Genomic DNA, 15776 nt, shown 5'->3' on the forward strand with positions numbered 1-15776 from the left:
TGGCCTGCCTGCGATAGCGGTGGGCCAACCAAAGCAGTGTTGACTGACAGGGCGCTATCGCAGGCAAGCCAGCTCCCACATTGATCATCCGGGTTCTTGAGATCTTTTTATGGGCGATGGCGTTCAGCATAGCCGAACGCTGCTTTATTGAAATGCAAATTCTCAGAACGGCCACGGCCCAGCATGATCCGGTTCAGATTCCCTGCCCGAGGACATGTACCTGATGAGCGCCACAGACTGGATCGGCCGTAGCGAAACAGCCCACGACCACTTGAGCCACAACCTGCTCAAACGCATCGCCGCCACCTTTGGCGAAGCAGTGCCGGCGGACGGCGAGGCGGTGCCGCCCCTGTGGCAATGGTGTTTTTTCCAGGACCCGCTGCCCGAGTCCGCCCTGGGCGGTGACGGCCATCCAGCCCGTGGCGGCTTCCTGCCGCCGGCCGATAACCGCAATCGCATGTGGGCCGGTGGGCGTATCGAGTTCTTCCATGCATTGCGGGCGGGTGAGTCCGCCACCCGGGTGTCGACCATCACCCAGGTGGAAGAAAAAACCGGCCGCACCGGTTCGTTGCTGTTCGTCACCGTGCGCCACGACTATTCCCAGGACGGCCGCCTGGCCCTGCGCGAAGAACAGGACATCGTCTACCGCGAACCCACGCCGCCCAAGCAGGGCAGTGGTGATGTGCTGCCCGAAGGCGCCTGGCGCGAAGCGGTCGACCCGACGCCGACCCTGTTGTTTCGCTACAGCGCCGTGACCTTCAACGGCCACCGCATCCATTACGACTACCCCTATGTCACCGGCACCGAAGGGTATTCGGGGCTGGTGGTGCACGGGCCGCTGATCGCCACCCTGAGTCTGCGCGCCTTTTGCCGCGCAAACCCCGAGGCCACGTTGCGCCGTTTTTCGTATCGCGGCGTGCGCCCATTGATTGCCCCGCAACCCTTTGACGTCGGCGGGCGCATCACCGGGCCTGGTGTGGCTGAACTCTGGGCGGGCAACGCTGACGGCCTGGCCCAGCGCGCCGAACTGCATTTCGAATAAACCTCCAAGAACAACAGGCGGAGAGCCGTTAATGAACCCGAATGACAACGAAGAACTGAATGCCATCCGCGAAGGTGTGCGCGCCCTGTGCGCCGAATTCGACGCCGCCTACTGGCGCAAGGTCGACGAGGAAAAAGGCTTCCCCGAAGCCTTCGTCAAGGCCCTGACCGACGCCGGCTGGCTGTCGGCAATGATCCCGGAAGCCTACGGCGGCTCCGGCCTCGGGCTGGCGGAAGCCTCGGTGATTCTGGAAGAAGTGAACCGCTGCGGCGGCAACTCCGGCACCGTCCACGGCCAGATGTACAACATGTTCACCTTGCTGCGTCACGGCAGCGAAGCGCAGAAAAGCTTCTACCTGCCCAAGCTCGCCAACGGCGAACTGCGCCTGCAATCGATGGCCGTGACCGAGCCCACCACCGGCACCGACACCACCAAGATCAAGACCACTGCGGTCAAGCGTGGCGACAAGTACGTGATCAACGGCCAGAAGGTGTGGATCTCGCGGGTGCAGCATTCCGACCTGATGATCCTGCTGGCGCGCACCACGCCGCTGGCCGAGGTGAAGAAAAAATCCGAAGGCATGTCGATCTTCCTGGTCGACCTGCGGGAAGCCATCGGCAACGGCCTGACCGTGCAGCCCATCGCCAACATGGTCAATCACGAGACCAATGAGCTGTTCTTCGACAACCTGGAGTTGCCCCTCGACAGCCTGATTGGCGAGGAGGGCAAGGGCTTCCGCTACATCCTCGACGGGCTCAATGCCGAACGCACCCTGATCGCCGCCGAGTGCATTGGTGACGGTCGCTGGTTTATCGAGAAAGCCAGCGCCTATGCCCGCGACCGCGTGGTGTTTGGCCGGCCCATCGGGCAGAACCAGGGCGTGCAGTTCCCGATTGCCGAAGCGCATATCGAAATCGAAGCCGCCGACCTGATGCGCTGGCGTGCCTGTGAGGAATACGACAGCGGCGCCAATGCCGGGGCCAGTGCGAACATGGCCAAGTACCTGGCGGCCAAGGCGTCCTGGGAGGCCGCCAACGCCTGCCTGCAAACCCACGGCGGCTTCGGGTTTGCCTGCGAATACGACGTGGAGCGCAAGTTCCGCGAGACCCGCCTGTACCAGGTCGCGCCGATCTCCACCAACCTGATCCTGTCCTACGTGGCCGAGCATTTGCTCGAACTGCCACGCAGCTTCTGAGGCGCCGACCATGAGCCATACCCAAGCGCTGTGCCGGTTCCTCGCCGAGTTGGCGTACGAACAATTGCCGGACGAGGTGCTCGCCCGCACGGAAGACCTGTTCCTCGACTGGCTCGCCTCGGCGCTGGCCAGCAAGGACGCCCATCCGATCCCGTTGTTCGAGCGTTATGCGCGCACGATGGGCCCGGCCAATGGCCCGGCGCAGGTGATCGTCAACGGCGGCAGCAGCAGCGCCTATTTCGCTGCGCTGGTGAACGGCGCGTCGTCGCACCTGGTGGAGCAGGATGACCTGCACAACAGCTCGGTCTTGCACCCGGCGACGGTGGTGTTTCCGGCGGCATTCGCGGCCGCGCAAGACCTCGGCAAGTCGGGCCGCGAACTGCTGCTGGCGTCGGTGGCCGGTTACGAAGCCGGGATTCGCATCGGCGAATTCATGGGCCGTTCCCACTACCGGATCTTCCACACCACGGCCACCGTCGGCACCCTCGCGGCGGCTGTCGCGGTGGGCAAGCTGCTGGATTTCAACCAAGAGCAATTCATTAACCTGCTGGGCAGTGCCGGCACTCAGGCGGCCGGTTTGTGGGAGTTCCTGCGGGATGCCGCCGACTCCAAGCAACTGCACACCGCCAAGGCGGCGGCCGATGGTTTGCTGGCCGCCTATTTGACGGCGGACGGGCTGACGGGGGCGCGCAATATCCTGGAAGGCGACCAGGGCATGGCCGCCGGCATGTCCACCGACGCGGACCCCAGCAAACTGTCGGATCGCCTCGGCAGCCGCTGGGCGCTGCTGGAAACCTCGTTCAAGTTCCACGCCTCGTGCCGCCACACCCATCCGGCCGCCGATGCGTTGCTGGACCTGATGCAGCGTGAAGGCCTCAGCCATCACCACATCACCCACGTGGAAACCCGGGTTCACCAGGGCGCCATCGACGTGCTGGGCCGGGTAACGCTGCCGCAGACCGTGCACCAGGCCAAGTTCTCCATGGGCACCGTGCTGGGTCTGATTGCCGTGCATGGCAAGGCCGGGCTGACTGAGTTTCACGAGTTGGCGCTTAACGACGGGGCTGTGTCGGCGTTTCGCGACAAGGTCAGCATGACCCTCGACGCCGAGGTCGACGGTGCCTATCCCCAACGCTGGCTGGGCCGGGTGATCGTGACCACGGCCGATGGCCGTACCTTGCACGGCGCCATCGACGAACCCAAGGGCGACCCCGGCAACACCCTGAACCGTGCAGAACTGGCCGATAAGTTCCAGCGCCTGACCCAATTCAGCGGCGCCCGCACGCCCGCGCAAACCGCCGGGCTGATCGAAAAAGTCTGGGACCTGCGCAACGCGGTGTCCCTCGCTCACTGGCTTTAAGGAATCGTCATGACTGCTAATCAACGACCGCTGGACGGCATCACCGTCGTCAGCCTGGAACACGCGATTGCCGCGCCGTTCTGTACCCGCCAGTTGGCCGACCTTGGGGCCCGTGTGATCAAGATCGAACGCCCGGGCGCCGGTGACTTTGCCCGTGGCTACGACGAGCGCGTGCGCGGGCTGGCCTCGCATTTCGTGTGGACCAACCGCTCCAAGGAAAGCCTGACCCTGGACCTCAAGCACGATGAGGCCGGGGACATCCTGGAAACCCTGCTGGCCGACGCCGACGTGCTGGTGCAGAACCTCGCACCGGGTGCTGCGGCGCGCATGGGACTGTCATTCGAGGCGCTGCATGAACGCTTCCCGCGGCTGATCGTGTGCGACATCTCCGGCTATGGGGAGGGCGGGCCGTATGAGAAGAAAAAGGCCTACGACCTGCTGATCCAGAGCGAAGGCGGTTTCCTTTCGGTCACCGGTGGCCCGGGCGAGGACCAGATGGCCAAGGCCGGCTGTTCGATCGCCGACATTTCCGCCGGGATGTATGCCTACAGCGGCATCCTCTCGGCGTTGCTGCTGCGGGGCAAGACCGGGCAGGGCAGCCGCATCGACGTCAGCATGCTGGAAAGCCTGGTGGAGTGGATGGGCTACCCGATGTACTACGCCTTCGACGGCGCACCCCAGCCACCGCGGGCGGGTGCGGCACATTCGACGATCTACCCGTACGGACCATTTCCTACCGGCGACGGCGGCACGGTGATGCTCGGGTTGCAGAACGAACGCGAATGGGCGGCGTTCTGCGACAAGGTGCTGCTCACGCCTGGGTTGGCCACCGACGAGCGTTTCTCGGCCAACTTCAAGCGTTCGGAAAATCGCGACGTGCTGCGCCAGATCATCGTCGACAGCTTCGCGCAAATGAGCGCCGAAGGTGTGATCCAGCGCCTGGAAGACGCGCAAATCGCCAGTGCCCGGGTCAACGACATGCAAGGCGTGTGGGATCACCCGCAGCTCAAGGCCCGGGACAGCTGGCGCGAAGTCGACAGCCCGGCGGGCAAGTTGCCGTCGTTGCTGCCACCGGCGCGCAATGCCGCGTTTACCCCAAGGATGGACGCGGTGCCGGGGCTGGGACAGCACAGCCAGGGGATTCTCGACCAGTTGGGTTATTCCGCTGAAGCCATCGACAGCCTGCGTGCACGCGGCGTTATCTGATCAGGAATTGAACGATGCCAACCTCTCTTGTGCGCTCTGCGCTGTTCGTACCCGGCAGCCGACCGGAACGGTTTGCCAAGGCCCTGGCCAGTGGCGCCGATGCGGTGATTGTGGATTTTGAAGACGCGGTGGAAGAGCCGCTCAAGCGCCAGGCCCGGGACAACCTCGGGGTGTTTTTGCAGGCGACGCCGGCGGCGCGGGTGTGGGTGCGGATCAATGCGCCTGAGCATCCTGAGCATTTTGCCGATGTGGCGTTCTGTCAGGCCCATGCCGGGGTCGCGGGGGTGTTGCTGCCCAAGGTTGAAAGCGCGGCCCAGGTGGCCGTGGTGGCCGCCACGGGCAAGGCGATCTGGCCGATCATCGAGAGTGCACGTGGCTTGCTGGCGGTGGCGGAAATCGCCCATGCGCCGTCGGTGGAACGCCTGTCATTCGGCGGCCTGGACCTGGCGCTGGACCTGAACCTGAGCAGCAACTCCCCGGCCGCTCAATTTGCCCTGGACCAGGCGCGCCTGGCCTTGATCGTGCATTCCCGCGCCGCCGGGCTGGTGGCGCCGCTGGACGGTGTGCACCCGGCCATCGACGACCCCGAGGGCCTGCGCCGCTCGATTCGGCATGCCTATGAAATGGGCTTTGCCGGCGCGCTGTGTATCCATCCCAAACAGGTGGCGGTGATTCATCAGGCGTTGGCCCCCAGCGCCGAGGATCTGGCGTGGGCGAAACGGGTGGTGGAAGCCGGTGCCCATGGGGCAGGGGCCTATCAACTGGACGGGCAAATGGTCGACGCACCGGTGTTGTTGCGGGCCCAAAGATTGCTGGCTGCGCAACCGTAAACATGTGGGAACGGGCTTGTGTGGGAGCCGGGCTTGCCCGCGATGGGATCAACTCGGTTTGTATGAAGCACCGAGGTGCCTGCATCGCAGGCAAGCCAGCTCCCACACAAGCCAGCTCCTACAGTTGATCTAGGTTGTCAGCCAGGTCGGCGTTCGTCCACGCCGAACGCAGGTATCTAAAATTCGAAATTCTCTATACGCGTGACATCAGGCACCTTGCCCTCATCACACAACAATAAGAAGGTGATTTTCCATGCTCAAGCTTTCTCGGGCGCTGCTCTGCGCCGCCACCTTGTTTGCCGCGGGCCTGGCCCAGGCGGCCGACCCCATCGTGATCAAGTTCGCCCACGTCGTCGCTGAGAACACCCCGAAAGGCCAGGGCGCGTTGCTGTTCAAGAAGCTCGCTGAAGAACGCCTGCCTGGCCGGGTAAAAGTCGAGGTGTACCCCAACTCCTCGCTGTTCGGCGACGGCAAGGAAATGGAAGCGCTGCTGCTGGGGGACGTGCAGATGCTGGCGCCGTCCCTGGCCAAGTTTGAGCAATACACCAAGCAAGTACAGATCTACGACCTGCCGTTCCTGTTCAACGACCTGGCGGCGGTCGACCGCTTCCAGGCCGCCCAGGGCAAGGCGCTGCTGACCTCGATGCAAGACAAAAACATCCTCGGCCTGGCCTATTGGCACAACGGCCTCAAGCAACTGTCATCGAACAAGGCCCTGCATGAACCCAAGGATGCCCGTGGCCTGAAGTTCCGCGTGCAGGCTTCCAGCGTGCTCGAAGAACAGTTCAAGGCGATCCGCGCCAACCCGCGCAAGATGAGCTTTGCCGAGGTGTACCAGGGCTTGCAGACCGGCACCGTCAACGGCACCGAGAACACCTGGTCGAACTATGAAAGCCAGAAGGTCAACGAAGTGCAGAAGTACTTCACCGAGTCCAACCATGGCCTGATCGACTACATGGTGATCACCAACGCCAAGTTCTGGAACGGCCTGCCGCCGGACGTGCGCACCGCCCTGGACCAGATCATGGTGGAAGTCACCGTCGAGGTGAACAAACAGGCCGAAGCGCTGAACCAGTCGGCCAAGCAGAAGATCATCGACGCCAAGACCAGCGAAATCATCGAACTGACGCCCGAGCAACGCCAGCTCTGGCGCGAAGCCATGCGCCCGGTATGGCAGAAGTTCGAAGGTGAAATCGGTGCCGACCTGATCAAGGCGGCGGACGCGTCGAACCAGTAATCGATTGCTGAAAAAACCGACTCCTGTGGGAGCTGGCTTGCCCGCGATGGCGTCACCTCGGTGTTCCTGAAAGACCGAGTCGCGCGCATCGCAGGCAAGCCAGCTCCCACATTGATCCGGTTTCGTCAGTGACTTGTCGTGAATATCCCCGTCCAGTTTCGCGAGGTTTTGCCATGCAAACGCTAAGGCGCGTCTGGGAGCACCTGGAGGAAGGCTTTATCGCCATCCTGCTGGCCGCCATGACCCTGGTGACTTTTGTCTACGTCATGCTCAACAACATCTACACGCTGTTCTTTTCCCTTGCCGATAAATGGGCGTGGAGCAGCGGATTCTTCAACGCCCTGGGTGACCACACCATGGGCTGGGCCCAGGACATGACCTGGAGCGTGGCGCTGACCAAGGCCATGTTCGGCTGGCTGATTTTCTTCGGTATCTCCTACGGCGTACGTACCGCCGGCCACCTGGGGGTGGATGCGCTGGTCAAGCTGACGCCACGCCGGGTGCAGCGCGTGCTGGGCATGCTGGCCTGCCTGTGCTGCCTGGCCTACGCCGGGCTGTTCATGGTCGCCAGCTACAAGTGGCTGACGGCGGTGACGACCGCGCACATCGGCGCCGAAGACCTCGACAAGTTCGGCATCGATGTCAGCGACATCGTGGTGATCGTGCCGATTGGCTTTGCCCTGGTGTTCATCCGCTACCTCGAAATCTTCTACCGCATCTTCACTCACCGCCAAACCGGGCTGGGCCTGGCCGACGAAGCCGGTGAAGCCAGCAAGTTGGCCGGCAGCCATGAGGAGCGTCACTGATGGCCGTTCTGTGTCTGTTTTTGCTGCTGTTCGTGTTCATGTTTCTCGGCGTGCCCATCGCGATTTCCCTGGGGTTGTCGGGCGCGGTGTCGATCCTGATGTTCAGCCCGGACTCGGTGAGTTCGCTGGCGATCAAGCTGTTTGAAACCTCGGACGCCTACACCTTCCTGGCGATTCCGTTCTTCCTGCTGTCGGGTGCGTTCATGACCACCGGCGGCGTGGCGCAACGGCTGATCGACTTTGCCAACGCCTGCGTCGGGCACATCCGGGGCGGCCTGGCGATTGCCGCCGTGTTGGCCTGCATGCTGTTTGCCGCGCTGTCGGGGTCATCGCCTGCGACGGTGGCCGCGGTGGGGTCGATTGCCGTGGCGGGCATGGTGCGCTCAGGCTACCCGAAGGAATTCGGCGCCGGGATCATCTGCAACGCCGGTACCCTGGGCATCCTGATTCCGCCGTCGATTGTGATGGTGGTGTATTCGGCGGCCACCGAAACATCGGTAGGCAAGCTGTTCATGGCCGGGGTGATTCCGGGCCTGCTGCTGGGCTTGATGCTGATGGTCGCGATCTACATCGTCGCGCGCATCAAGAAGCTGCCGGCTCAGCCTCGGGCGACCTTCCGCGAGTGGCTGACCTGTGCCCGCCGGGCATTCTGGGGCTTGCTGCTGTTGGTGATCATCCTGGGCGGCATCTACAGCGGCATGTTTACGCCGACTGAAGCGGCGGCGGTGGCGGCGGTGTATTCGGCGTTTGTCGCGCTGTTCGTCTACAAGGACATGAAGATCAAGGACTGCCCCAAAGTCCTGCTGGAGTCCGGGCGCCTGGCGATCATGCTGATGTTTATCATCGCCAACGCCATGCTCTTTGCCCACGTGCTGACCACTGAACAAATCCCCCAGGAAATCACCGCGTGGGTGATCTCTGAAGGCCTGACGCCGATTGGCTTCCTGATCATGGTCAACGTGGTGCTGCTGGTGGCGGGCAGCTTTATGGAGCCGTCGGCGATCGTATTGATCCTGGCGCCGATCTTCTTCCCGATCGCGATGAAGCTGGGGATCGACCCGATTCACCTGGGGATCGTGATGGTGGTCAACATGGAGATTGGCCTGGTGCATCCGCCGGTGGGGTTGAACCTGTTTGTGACCTCGGCAGTGACCGGGCTGACCCTGGGGCAGACCATCCGCGCGGCGTTGCCGTGGCTGATGATCCTGCTGGTGTTCCTGATCATGGTCACCTACCTGCCGTTCATCTCGCTGGCCTTGCCGCACTGGCTGGGGATGTAAGCACCTAGGGCGTTCCGTGCGATCGTTCCCACGCTCTGCGTGGGAATGCATCCCGTGACGCTCCGCGTCACCACGGCGCAAGACTTGAACCTTGTATCGCCGTTTGGACGCAGAGCGTCCGAGGCGGCATTCCCACGCAGAGCGTGGGAACGATCATGTGCGCAGGGTTTTATTTATCCATCGCACTCAGGATCGCATGGGCCGCTTTCACCCGTTCGGCGTTCGGGTAGTTCTTGTTCGCCAGGATCACCACCCCCAGGCCTTTGCTCGGCACGTACGCCACGTAGGCGCCAAAGCCACCGGTGGCGCCAGTCTTGTTCACCAGCGTGTCGGCATGGGGCGCTTGCGGTGGTGTCAACCAGCTGACCTTGTGGGGCTGGAAGGCCATTTGCGCCGAGTTGCCTGCAGTTAGGGCGTCCAGCGTGATCGGGTAGGGGTACATCTCCCAGCCGAGGCCCTGGGTCATGCCATCAACCGTGTAATAGCCGGTGTGGGTCGCGGCAATTGCCTGTTGCAGCGGCTTTTCCAGCTTCGCCGGGTGCATGTTCACTTCAACGTACTGAATCAGGTCCGAGGTGCTGGTCTTGATGCCGTAGGCCTCGGCGTCTAGGGCGCCAGGACCGACACGCACCGGTTTGCCGGCCTTGTCGTAACCCTGGGCGTACAGGTTCATTTGCGCCTTGGGCACGGTGATGAAGGTGTGCTTGAGGCCGAGTTTCGGCAGCAGGGTGTGCTCCATCAGCCGGTCAAACGGCTGGCCCAGGCTTTGGGCGGCGAGGTGGCCGAACAGGCCGATGCTCGGGTTGGAGTACAGGCGTTGGGTGCCGGGGGCAAAATCCGGTTTCCAGTGCTGGTAGTAGCTGATCATCTTGCTGGCGTTATCGGACTCATCCGGGAATTGCAGCGGCAAGCCACCGGCGGTGTAGGTGCCGAGATTGAGCAGGCTGATGTGGTCAAACGTGTCGCCCCGCAGCGCCGGCAGGTACTGGCTGGCCGGGTCCGAGAGTTTCAGCTTGCCGTTGGCCAGCGCGTAGCCGGCGAGGGTGGCGGTGAAGGTCTTGCTCACCGAGCCGATTTCAAACAGGGTGTTTTCGGTGACCGGTTGTTTGCCGTCCTTGTTAGCGACGCCGTAGTTAAAGTATTGCGCCTTGCCGTCCTGGATCACCGCCACCGACAGGCCGGCAATGTCCTGCTGCTGCATCAGGGGTTCGATGGTGCTGTCCACGACCTGGCGCAGGTCTGTGGCCGCCATGCAGTTGCCCGCGCCGAGCAATAAGGCGAGTATGCTGACTCTTGCTGTTGTTGAAGATCGTTCGTGCATGATGATCCGGCTTCCATAAAGTGATGTGTTGATGACCAATACCTGCGCGGGCGCCGCAAATTTAGGCAGATTGTACGACTTCGACAAACGATGATATCTCGCAGCAGCCATTAGAAAAATTAAGGTCAAGCCATGCTCCGCTCCCATTTGCCCCTCAACGCGCTGCGGGCCTTCGAAGCCTCCGCGCGGCATTTGAGTTTTACCCGGGCGGCCATCGAGTTGTGCGTCACCCAGGCGGCGGTCAGTCACCAGGTGAAAAGCCTGGAGGCCCAGCTCAATATCACGCTGTTCAAACGCTTGCCTCGCGGCCTGATGCTCACCAGCGAAGGCGAAACCTTGTTGCCGGTGCTGCGGGAATCCTTTGACCGGATTGCTCAAACCTTAGGCCAGTTTGAAGCCGGGCATTACCGCGAAGTGTTGACGGTGGGTGCGGTGGGCACCTTTGCCGTAGGTTGGTTGTTGCCCAGGCTTGCGGATTTCCAGGCGCGCTACCCGTTTATCGACTTGCGGCTGTCCACCAACAACAACCGCGTTGACGTGGCTGCTGAAGGCCTGGATTACGCGATCCGCTTTGGCGCGGGCGCGTGGCACGGCACCGAGGCGTGCCAGTTGCTGGAAGCGCCGCTGACGGTGCTGTGCGTGCCACAGATTGCCCGCCAATTGCAGGCCCCGGCAGACCTGTTGAAACACACATTGCTGCGTTCTTACCGTGCTGATGAATGGACCCAGTGGTTCCAGGCCGCCGGGCTGCCGGCTGACACGCTGGTGCCGCGCAGCATTGTGTTTGACTCGTCCCTGGCAATGATGGAAGCCGCGCTTCAAGGTGCAGGTGTGGCGTTGGCCCCGGCGATGATGTTCAGCCGGCAACTGGCGACGGATGTGATTCGCCAGCCGTTCGAGGTGGGCATCACCACCGGCAGCTATTGGCTGACCCGGTTGCAGTCACGGGCCGAGACACCGGCGATGGCGGCATTCAAGGCGTGGTTGCGCGAAGTGGCAGCACCGGTGTAAATGATCGTTCTCATAAGGAGCCCTGATGCAAACTTCCGGCGTGGACATCCGTCAACTCAAGGCCTTCGTGGTAGTCGCCGAGGAGCTCAGCTTTGTGCGCGCGGCTACTCGCCTGCATGTCTCGCAACCGGCGCTGTCCCAGACCATCCGCCAGTTTGAAGCGCTGCTGGATGTGCAGCTGTTCCTGCGTAATACCCGCAACGTGACGCTGACCGAAGCCGGCCAGGCATTGCTGGTAGAGGCCCGGGAAATCGTCAATGGCGTGACCCGTCTGGTGCGCACTGCCCAGGAGCATGCACGCGGGGTGCGTGGCTCGTTGAATATCGGTTTCCTGATCGGCGCCGGCGTGGACCTGATGCCCCAGATCCTCAGTGTGTTTGCCAGGCGCTACCCGGAGATCGAGCTGGTGGTGCGCGAGTATGACTTCGGCTCGCCCCATGCCGGGATCGACGAAGGCATGGACGTCTCGGTGCTGCGCCCGCCACTGGGCCTGGCCGATATCGAGTTGCATACCCTGGTGACTGAACCGTGCGTGGCGTGCCTGGCGTCCAGCCACCGGTTGGCCGGGCAGAGCAGCGTGAGCATCTACGATGTACTGCAGGAGCCGATCATTGCCGCACCGGGTGCCGGCGTGTGGCGCAGTTTCTGGACCGCCGACGCTTACCGCGACGGGCAGCCGGCACGGATCGTCCATGAAGCCTCGACGGTGGAAACCGAGTTGCAGGCAGTAGCGTCCGAGCGCGGGATCAGCATCACCGCGTTGTCCACTGCACGCTTCTATGCGCGCCCTGGCCTGGCATTCCCGGTGATCAGCGATATGCCGATGTGTGAAGTGGCTGTGGCCTTGCCGCCACACCCGAGTGTGGCGGCGCGCAATTTTGCCGAACTGGCGATGGAAGTGGCGAGCAGCCGGCGTTAGTCAGGACAGGTCGTGCAGGGATTTGCGATTGGGCGCACTGACCTGCAGTTCGGAAAACTCCACCTCCAGCCCGCCACGCTCCGGTGTGCAGCAGTAAGGCCCGACCTGATAGGACGCGGCCACGGGGAACGGCGCCAGACGCACCAACGGCCAGCTCACGCCGTCTACCGACACCTGCACGCGCAGTACGCCCTTGGCCACCGTCACGCGAATCCAGAACGCTTCGGGGTCCCCCGGGAACACACCGGTGGCCCAGTCCGACACGCTATTGGTCAACACACTGCTCAGCAGCGTCACGCCGTCGGACAGCTCTGCGCCGATCTTCACCCAATGCGCTTCATCGACCCGCACCATCAGGCCGGCCTGGTCATACAGGTGGGTAAATTCGCTGTGGATTTTGACCTGGGCGGTAAAGTCGCCGTCGGTTTCGACAAACAGGAAATGCCCGTTGTCGCGCACAAAACCATAATGGGTTTCGCGCCAGAAATCGGTGCTGGCATCGGTGCGGACCTTGAGGCGTTCGCCTTCTCGGCTCCAGTGCCGGGGTTGATTGAGCCAGCTGGCCTGTTCAAACATCGGGAAGCTCCTTGAGGGTGACAAGACAAAACCCCGGCGTTCGGGGTTTTGTTGTTTGGCTGCAATCAGCGACTAGTGATCGAGCAATTTGCTGCTCGGCCCGGCGGTGCCATTGTTAAGGCGCGTGCGCAGCGAGAACCACCACCACAGCACACCGACGCCGAGTGTAACCCCGGTGGTGACGGCGCCGGTGTGGCTTTCTTCCGGCACGCTCAGGGTCAGGATCACCGCGATGGCCCACAGGCCGCCGAGGATGATCATGGGCAACAACCAGCGGCCCAGGCTGAATACACCGTCGGGCGCCCCGGGCATCCTGCCGTTTTTATAGGCCAGGTACGCGGCAATCAACGTCAGCAGGTAGGTGCAGTAGTAGGTCAGGCCGACCATCGAGTAGATCGCGGTGACAAACCCGCCGCTCGCCAGGTTCAGCAGTACGGCGATGGCGGTGATCAGCACAATGGCAGCGACCGGCGTACCGAAGTGCGGGTTGATCTTCGCCAGCACTTTGGAACCCGGCAGCATGTTGTCCCGGGACAGGGCGAAGGTCATGCGCGTGGCCACGGCCATATTGGCGATCAGGCAGGCGAGGATCGAGGCAAACGCGATCACGATCATGCCCATGCCGGCGGCGTTGCCCAGTTGCAGGCGCACGATGTTGATCACCGGGTTTTCGCTGTGGCTGAGCAACTCGCTGACCGAACCCGGGATCGCAATGCTCAGCAAGGCGAACACCACGAAGCCCAATACGCTGGACACCAGCACCGCGCGAATCATCGCCCGGGGCGCGGCGCGGCGTGGGTCTTTGGTTTCCTCCGACAGGTCGGCGGCGCCTTCCCAACCCAGCAGCACCGAGACCGGCAGCAGGGTGGCGAGGGCGAGGGTGGTAAAGCTGATGCCGGCGCCGCTCACCGGTTGCGCCGAGGTCAGGATCGCCACGCCCTGGGTGTGCTCGAAAAAGAAAAACACCCCGAAGAACAACGCAATCGCCAGTAGCACGGTGCCGATGATTTCGATGATTGCGCCGATGTCGTTGATCCGTGTGGCCAGGCGTATCCCGCAGATGTTCAGCAGGCCCACCACCAGGGTGGCACCGATGCTCAGGCCCTGGATCTGGCCTTGTGTCGGGTTGGCCCAGATCTCCGGTGCGAACACCGTGCCGATGGCCGCCGAGGTGGCTGCAGTACCCGCCACAAACGAGGTGAACGCGACCCAGCCGGTAAACCAGCCGAAGTGATTGCCCGCCAGCCGGCTGGACCATTGGTAGGCGTAGCCGGTGAGCGGAATGCGCCCGGCCAGGTGGCAGTAGACCATGACGATGCAGCACACCAGCGGGATCACCAGCAGCCACAGGAGAATGCCGATGCCGCCGACCCGGTTGAACGGGTCGGCGAACAGCGTGACCACCCCGGTGTTGATCGAGACCATGGAAAAGGCCAGGGCAAACGAAGTAAACGAACTCATGGTGCGGTGCATCTTTTGCTCGTAGCCGAGGCTCGCGAGGTCGGCGTCGTCGCTGGACAACGGTGCCTGGGCATTCGGCGGGGCGGTCACGGTGTTTTCGACGAATGTGCTCATGGCCGTTGCTCCTCGATGATGCCGATCACCTCGTCCAGCACGTCGAGGGCCTTGGCCAGCAACGGGCGTTCGATATCCAGCGGCGGCTTGACCTTGATCAGGTTGCCCAGCCCTGCGTAACGGCTTTCGCCAAACAATACGCCGCGCTCCACTCCAAGGCGATACACCTCCTGGGATTCTCGGCAGGCCGGTTCCTTGGTGGTGCGGTCCTTGACCAGTTCGATGGAAGCCATCAGCCCCGGGCAGCGCACGTCGCCAATCAACGGGTGACGGGTTTGCATGTCCTTGAGGCGGGCGGTGATGTAGTCGCCGGAGTCCCGCGCTTTTTCGCAGAGGTTGTCGGCGACGATGGCTTCCACCGTGGCGTAGCCGGCGGCCAGGGAGACCGGGAAGTGGCCGAAGGTCAGGGCTTCTTCGCCTTCGTCGAACCACTTGAGCTTGTCGTCGGCCAGGATCCCGGCCAGGGGGAAGCCGCCGCCGACGCCTTTGCCGAACACGATGATGTCGGGCAGCACATCGTAATAGTCGGCCGCAAACATGGTGCCCATGCGCCCGAAACCGGTTTGTACTTCATCAAAAATCAGCAGCACGCCGAGGCGGTCGCAGATCTCGCGTACGCCCTTGTAGTAGGAGCGCGGGAATTCGATGTGCCCGCCATTGCCCTGGATCGGTTCCATCATCACCGCCGCCACGCCACCGTCGACGCCCTTGAGGATGGTTTCTTCCAGCAGGCCGAGGCACAACTGCGACTCGGTTTCCGGGTCCATGCCCAGGCGGGTGCGGTAGGGGTTGGGATGGGGCACACGGGTGAAGCGCGGTTGAATCGGCAAAAACGGGTTGTTCGGATGGGGCCAACTGGCGCCGAGGGTGGCGAGGGAGCGGCCGTGGTAACCGTCTTGCAGCACCAGCAGGTTTTGCGCGCCGGGGCGGTTCTTGAAGGCCAGCTTCATCGCCATTTCACCGGCGAGGCTGCCATGCAGGGCGAAACCCATCTGGTTGAGGGCGCCGGGGGAGACTTCCCGTAGCTTCTTCACCAGCCGGGTGTGGGCGGGCGAACCAAAGTTGGGGCGGATGTGGGTCATTTCGCGCAATTGCGCGACGGCGGCTTCCACCACCCGAGGGTCATTCGCCCCCAAGTTGTTGGACCAGGCCTGGGCGGTACAATCGATGTATTCCTTGCCCTGGTCGTCCCATACCAGCGAGCCTCGGGCCTTGACCAGGTTGATCTTGGCGGGTGCGGTGTTCATCACTTCATTCATCTGCTTTATCTCTTTTGTTAGGGCGGCAGTGTTTGGGGATGTGTGCAGTTAGGGTTGTGACTCGCTGCATCGAGTTGCCCCGATGCTAGTCCCGGGGGCGGGAGGAATAGAAAGACCGATTGCAGTGGGATTATTTGGCGTGGCTTATTAATCAGGCGC

14 protein-coding genes are annotated in these 15776 nt (G+C 62.8%); 10 read left to right on the forward strand and 4 right to left on the reverse strand.

The genetic code is table 11. The features are described from left to right. Nucleotides 1–223 precede the first annotated feature (223 nt). The 8 genes from HKK54_RS25120 (at nt 224) to dctM (ending at nt 8956) form a co-directional block, all read left to right on the forward strand. Nucleotides 224–1042 carry an FAS1-like dehydratase domain-containing protein gene (locus tag HKK54_RS25120; protein WP_010169759.1) on the forward strand — a complete coding sequence of 273 codons (819 nt, stop codon included), beginning with the start codon at nt 224–226 and terminating at the stop codon, nt 1040–1042. Nucleotides 1043–1073: 31 nt separating this feature from the next. Next, nucleotides 1074–2237, forward strand: a complete 1164-nt coding sequence (locus tag HKK54_RS25125) for an acyl-CoA dehydrogenase family protein (RefSeq protein WP_169388190.1) — start codon at nt 1074–1076, stop codon at nt 2235–2237. A 10-nt stretch (nt 2238–2247) separates the two neighbouring features. Continuing rightward, on the forward strand, nt 2248–3597 hold the full coding sequence (locus HKK54_RS25130) for an MmgE/PrpD family protein (RefSeq protein ID WP_169388191.1): 1350 nt from the start codon (nt 2248–2250) through the stop codon (nt 3595–3597). 9 nt (nt 3598–3606) lie between these two features. Next, a complete protein-coding gene (locus tag HKK54_RS25135; protein WP_169388192.1) occupies nt 3607–4803 on the forward strand; it encodes a CaiB/BaiF CoA transferase family protein in 1197 nt (398 codons plus the stop codon). A gap of 14 nt (nt 4804–4817) precedes the next feature. Further along, on the forward strand, nt 4818–5633 hold the full coding sequence (locus tag HKK54_RS25140) for an HpcH/HpaI aldolase/citrate lyase family protein (RefSeq protein WP_010169755.1): 816 nt from the start codon (nt 4818–4820) through the stop codon (nt 5631–5633). 253 nt (nt 5634–5886) lie between these two features. Further along, complete coding sequence (locus HKK54_RS25145; RefSeq protein ID WP_169388193.1) at nt 5887–6870, forward strand: TRAP transporter substrate-binding protein; 984 nt, start codon at nt 5887–5889, stop codon at nt 6868–6870. 173 nt (nt 6871–7043) lie between these two features. Continuing rightward, nucleotides 7044–7676, forward strand: coding sequence for a TRAP transporter small permease (locus tag HKK54_RS25150; RefSeq protein WP_010169753.1), 633 nt, complete (start codon nt 7044–7046; stop codon nt 7674–7676). Continuing rightward, nucleotides 7676–8956, forward strand: a complete 1281-nt coding sequence (dctM, locus tag HKK54_RS25155) for a C4-dicarboxylate TRAP transporter large permease protein DctM (RefSeq protein ID WP_010169752.1) — start codon at nt 7676–7678, stop codon at nt 8954–8956. The genes HKK54_RS25150 and dctM overlap by 1 nt, the downstream gene beginning before the upstream one ends. A 169-nt stretch (nt 8957–9125) precedes the next feature. Here the strand turns inward: dctM and ampC are convergent, their stop codons facing one another. Further along, nucleotides 9126–10277, reverse strand: coding sequence for a class C beta-lactamase (gene ampC, locus HKK54_RS25160; protein ID WP_169388194.1), 1152 nt, complete (start codon nt 10275–10277; stop codon nt 9126–9128). Nucleotides 10278–10409: 132 nt separating this feature from the next. On the opposite strand from ampC, the gene HKK54_RS25165 reads away from it, so the two are divergent. Both HKK54_RS25165 and HKK54_RS25170 read left to right on the forward strand, forming a co-directional pair. Next, nucleotides 10410–11288 (forward strand): LysR family transcriptional regulator, encoded by an 879-nt coding sequence (locus tag HKK54_RS25165; RefSeq protein WP_169388195.1) that lies wholly within the window; start codon nt 10410–10412, stop codon nt 11286–11288. 25 nt (nt 11289–11313) lie between these two features. Further along, nucleotides 11314–12207 (forward strand): LysR family transcriptional regulator, encoded by an 894-nt coding sequence (locus tag HKK54_RS25170; protein WP_169388196.1) that lies wholly within the window; start codon nt 11314–11316, stop codon nt 12205–12207. Here the strand turns inward: HKK54_RS25170 and HKK54_RS25175 are convergent, their stop codons facing one another. The 3 genes from HKK54_RS25175 to HKK54_RS25185 form a co-directional block, all read right to left on the reverse strand. Beyond that, a complete protein-coding gene (locus HKK54_RS25175; RefSeq protein ID WP_169388197.1) occupies nt 12208–12783 on the reverse strand; it encodes a DUF1349 domain-containing protein in 576 nt (191 codons plus the stop codon). Between the two features lie 72 nt (nt 12784–12855). Next, a complete protein-coding gene (locus tag HKK54_RS25180) occupies nt 12856–14358 on the reverse strand; it encodes an APC family permease (protein WP_010169747.1) in 1503 nt (500 codons plus the stop codon). Next, nucleotides 14355–15617: an aspartate aminotransferase family protein gene (locus HKK54_RS25185; protein WP_010169746.1), complete on the reverse strand. Its 1263-nt coding sequence runs from the start codon at nt 15615–15617 to the stop codon at nt 14355–14357. The genes HKK54_RS25180 and HKK54_RS25185 overlap by 4 nt, the downstream gene beginning before the upstream one ends. Nucleotides 15618–15776: the final 159 nt, after the last annotated feature.

It is taken from the genome of Pseudomonas sp. ADAK13, from assembly GCF_012935715.1.
Taxonomy (GTDB): Bacteria; Pseudomonadota; Gammaproteobacteria; order Pseudomonadales; family Pseudomonadaceae; genus Aquipseudomonas.

Excerpts from the sequence above, each read along its gene's own strand:
- HKK54_RS25175 (WP_169388197.1), bottom strand. The coding sequence starts at position 12,783 with ATGTTTGAACAGGCCAGCTGGCTCAATCAACCCCGGCACTGGAGCCGA.
- HKK54_RS25170 (WP_169388196.1), top strand. The coding sequence starts at position 11,314 with ATGCAAACTTCCGGCGTGGACATCCGTCAACTCAAGGCCTTCGTGGTA.
- HKK54_RS25165 (WP_169388195.1), top strand. The coding sequence starts at position 10,410 with ATGCTCCGCTCCCATTTGCCCCTCAACGCGCTGCGGGCCTTCGAAGCC.
- ampC (WP_169388194.1), bottom strand. The coding sequence starts at position 10,277 with ATGCACGAACGATCTTCAACAACAGCAAGAGTCAGCATACTCGCCTTA.
- HKK54_RS25145 (WP_169388193.1), top strand. The coding sequence starts at position 5,887 with ATGCTCAAGCTTTCTCGGGCGCTGCTCTGCGCCGCCACCTTGTTTGCC.
- HKK54_RS25125 (WP_169388190.1), top strand. The coding sequence starts at position 1,074 with ATGAACCCGAATGACAACGAAGAACTGAATGCCATCCGCGAAGGTGTG.
- HKK54_RS25180 (WP_010169747.1), bottom strand. The coding sequence starts at position 14,358 with ATGAGCACATTCGTCGAAAACACCGTGACCGCCCCGCCGAATGCCCAG.
- HKK54_RS25150 (WP_010169753.1), top strand. The coding sequence starts at position 7,044 with ATGCAAACGCTAAGGCGCGTCTGGGAGCACCTGGAGGAAGGCTTTATC.
- HKK54_RS25120 (WP_010169759.1), top strand. The coding sequence starts at position 224 with ATGAGCGCCACAGACTGGATCGGCCGTAGCGAAACAGCCCACGACCAC.
- dctM (WP_010169752.1), top strand. The coding sequence starts at position 7,676 with ATGGCCGTTCTGTGTCTGTTTTTGCTGCTGTTCGTGTTCATGTTTCTC.
- HKK54_RS25140 (WP_010169755.1), top strand. The coding sequence starts at position 4,818 with ATGCCAACCTCTCTTGTGCGCTCTGCGCTGTTCGTACCCGGCAGCCGA.
- HKK54_RS25135 (WP_169388192.1), top strand. The coding sequence starts at position 3,607 with ATGACTGCTAATCAACGACCGCTGGACGGCATCACCGTCGTCAGCCTG.
- HKK54_RS25185 (WP_010169746.1), bottom strand. The coding sequence starts at position 15,617 with ATGAATGAAGTGATGAACACCGCACCCGCCAAGATCAACCTGGTCAAG.
- HKK54_RS25130 (WP_169388191.1), top strand. The coding sequence starts at position 2,248 with ATGAGCCATACCCAAGCGCTGTGCCGGTTCCTCGCCGAGTTGGCGTAC.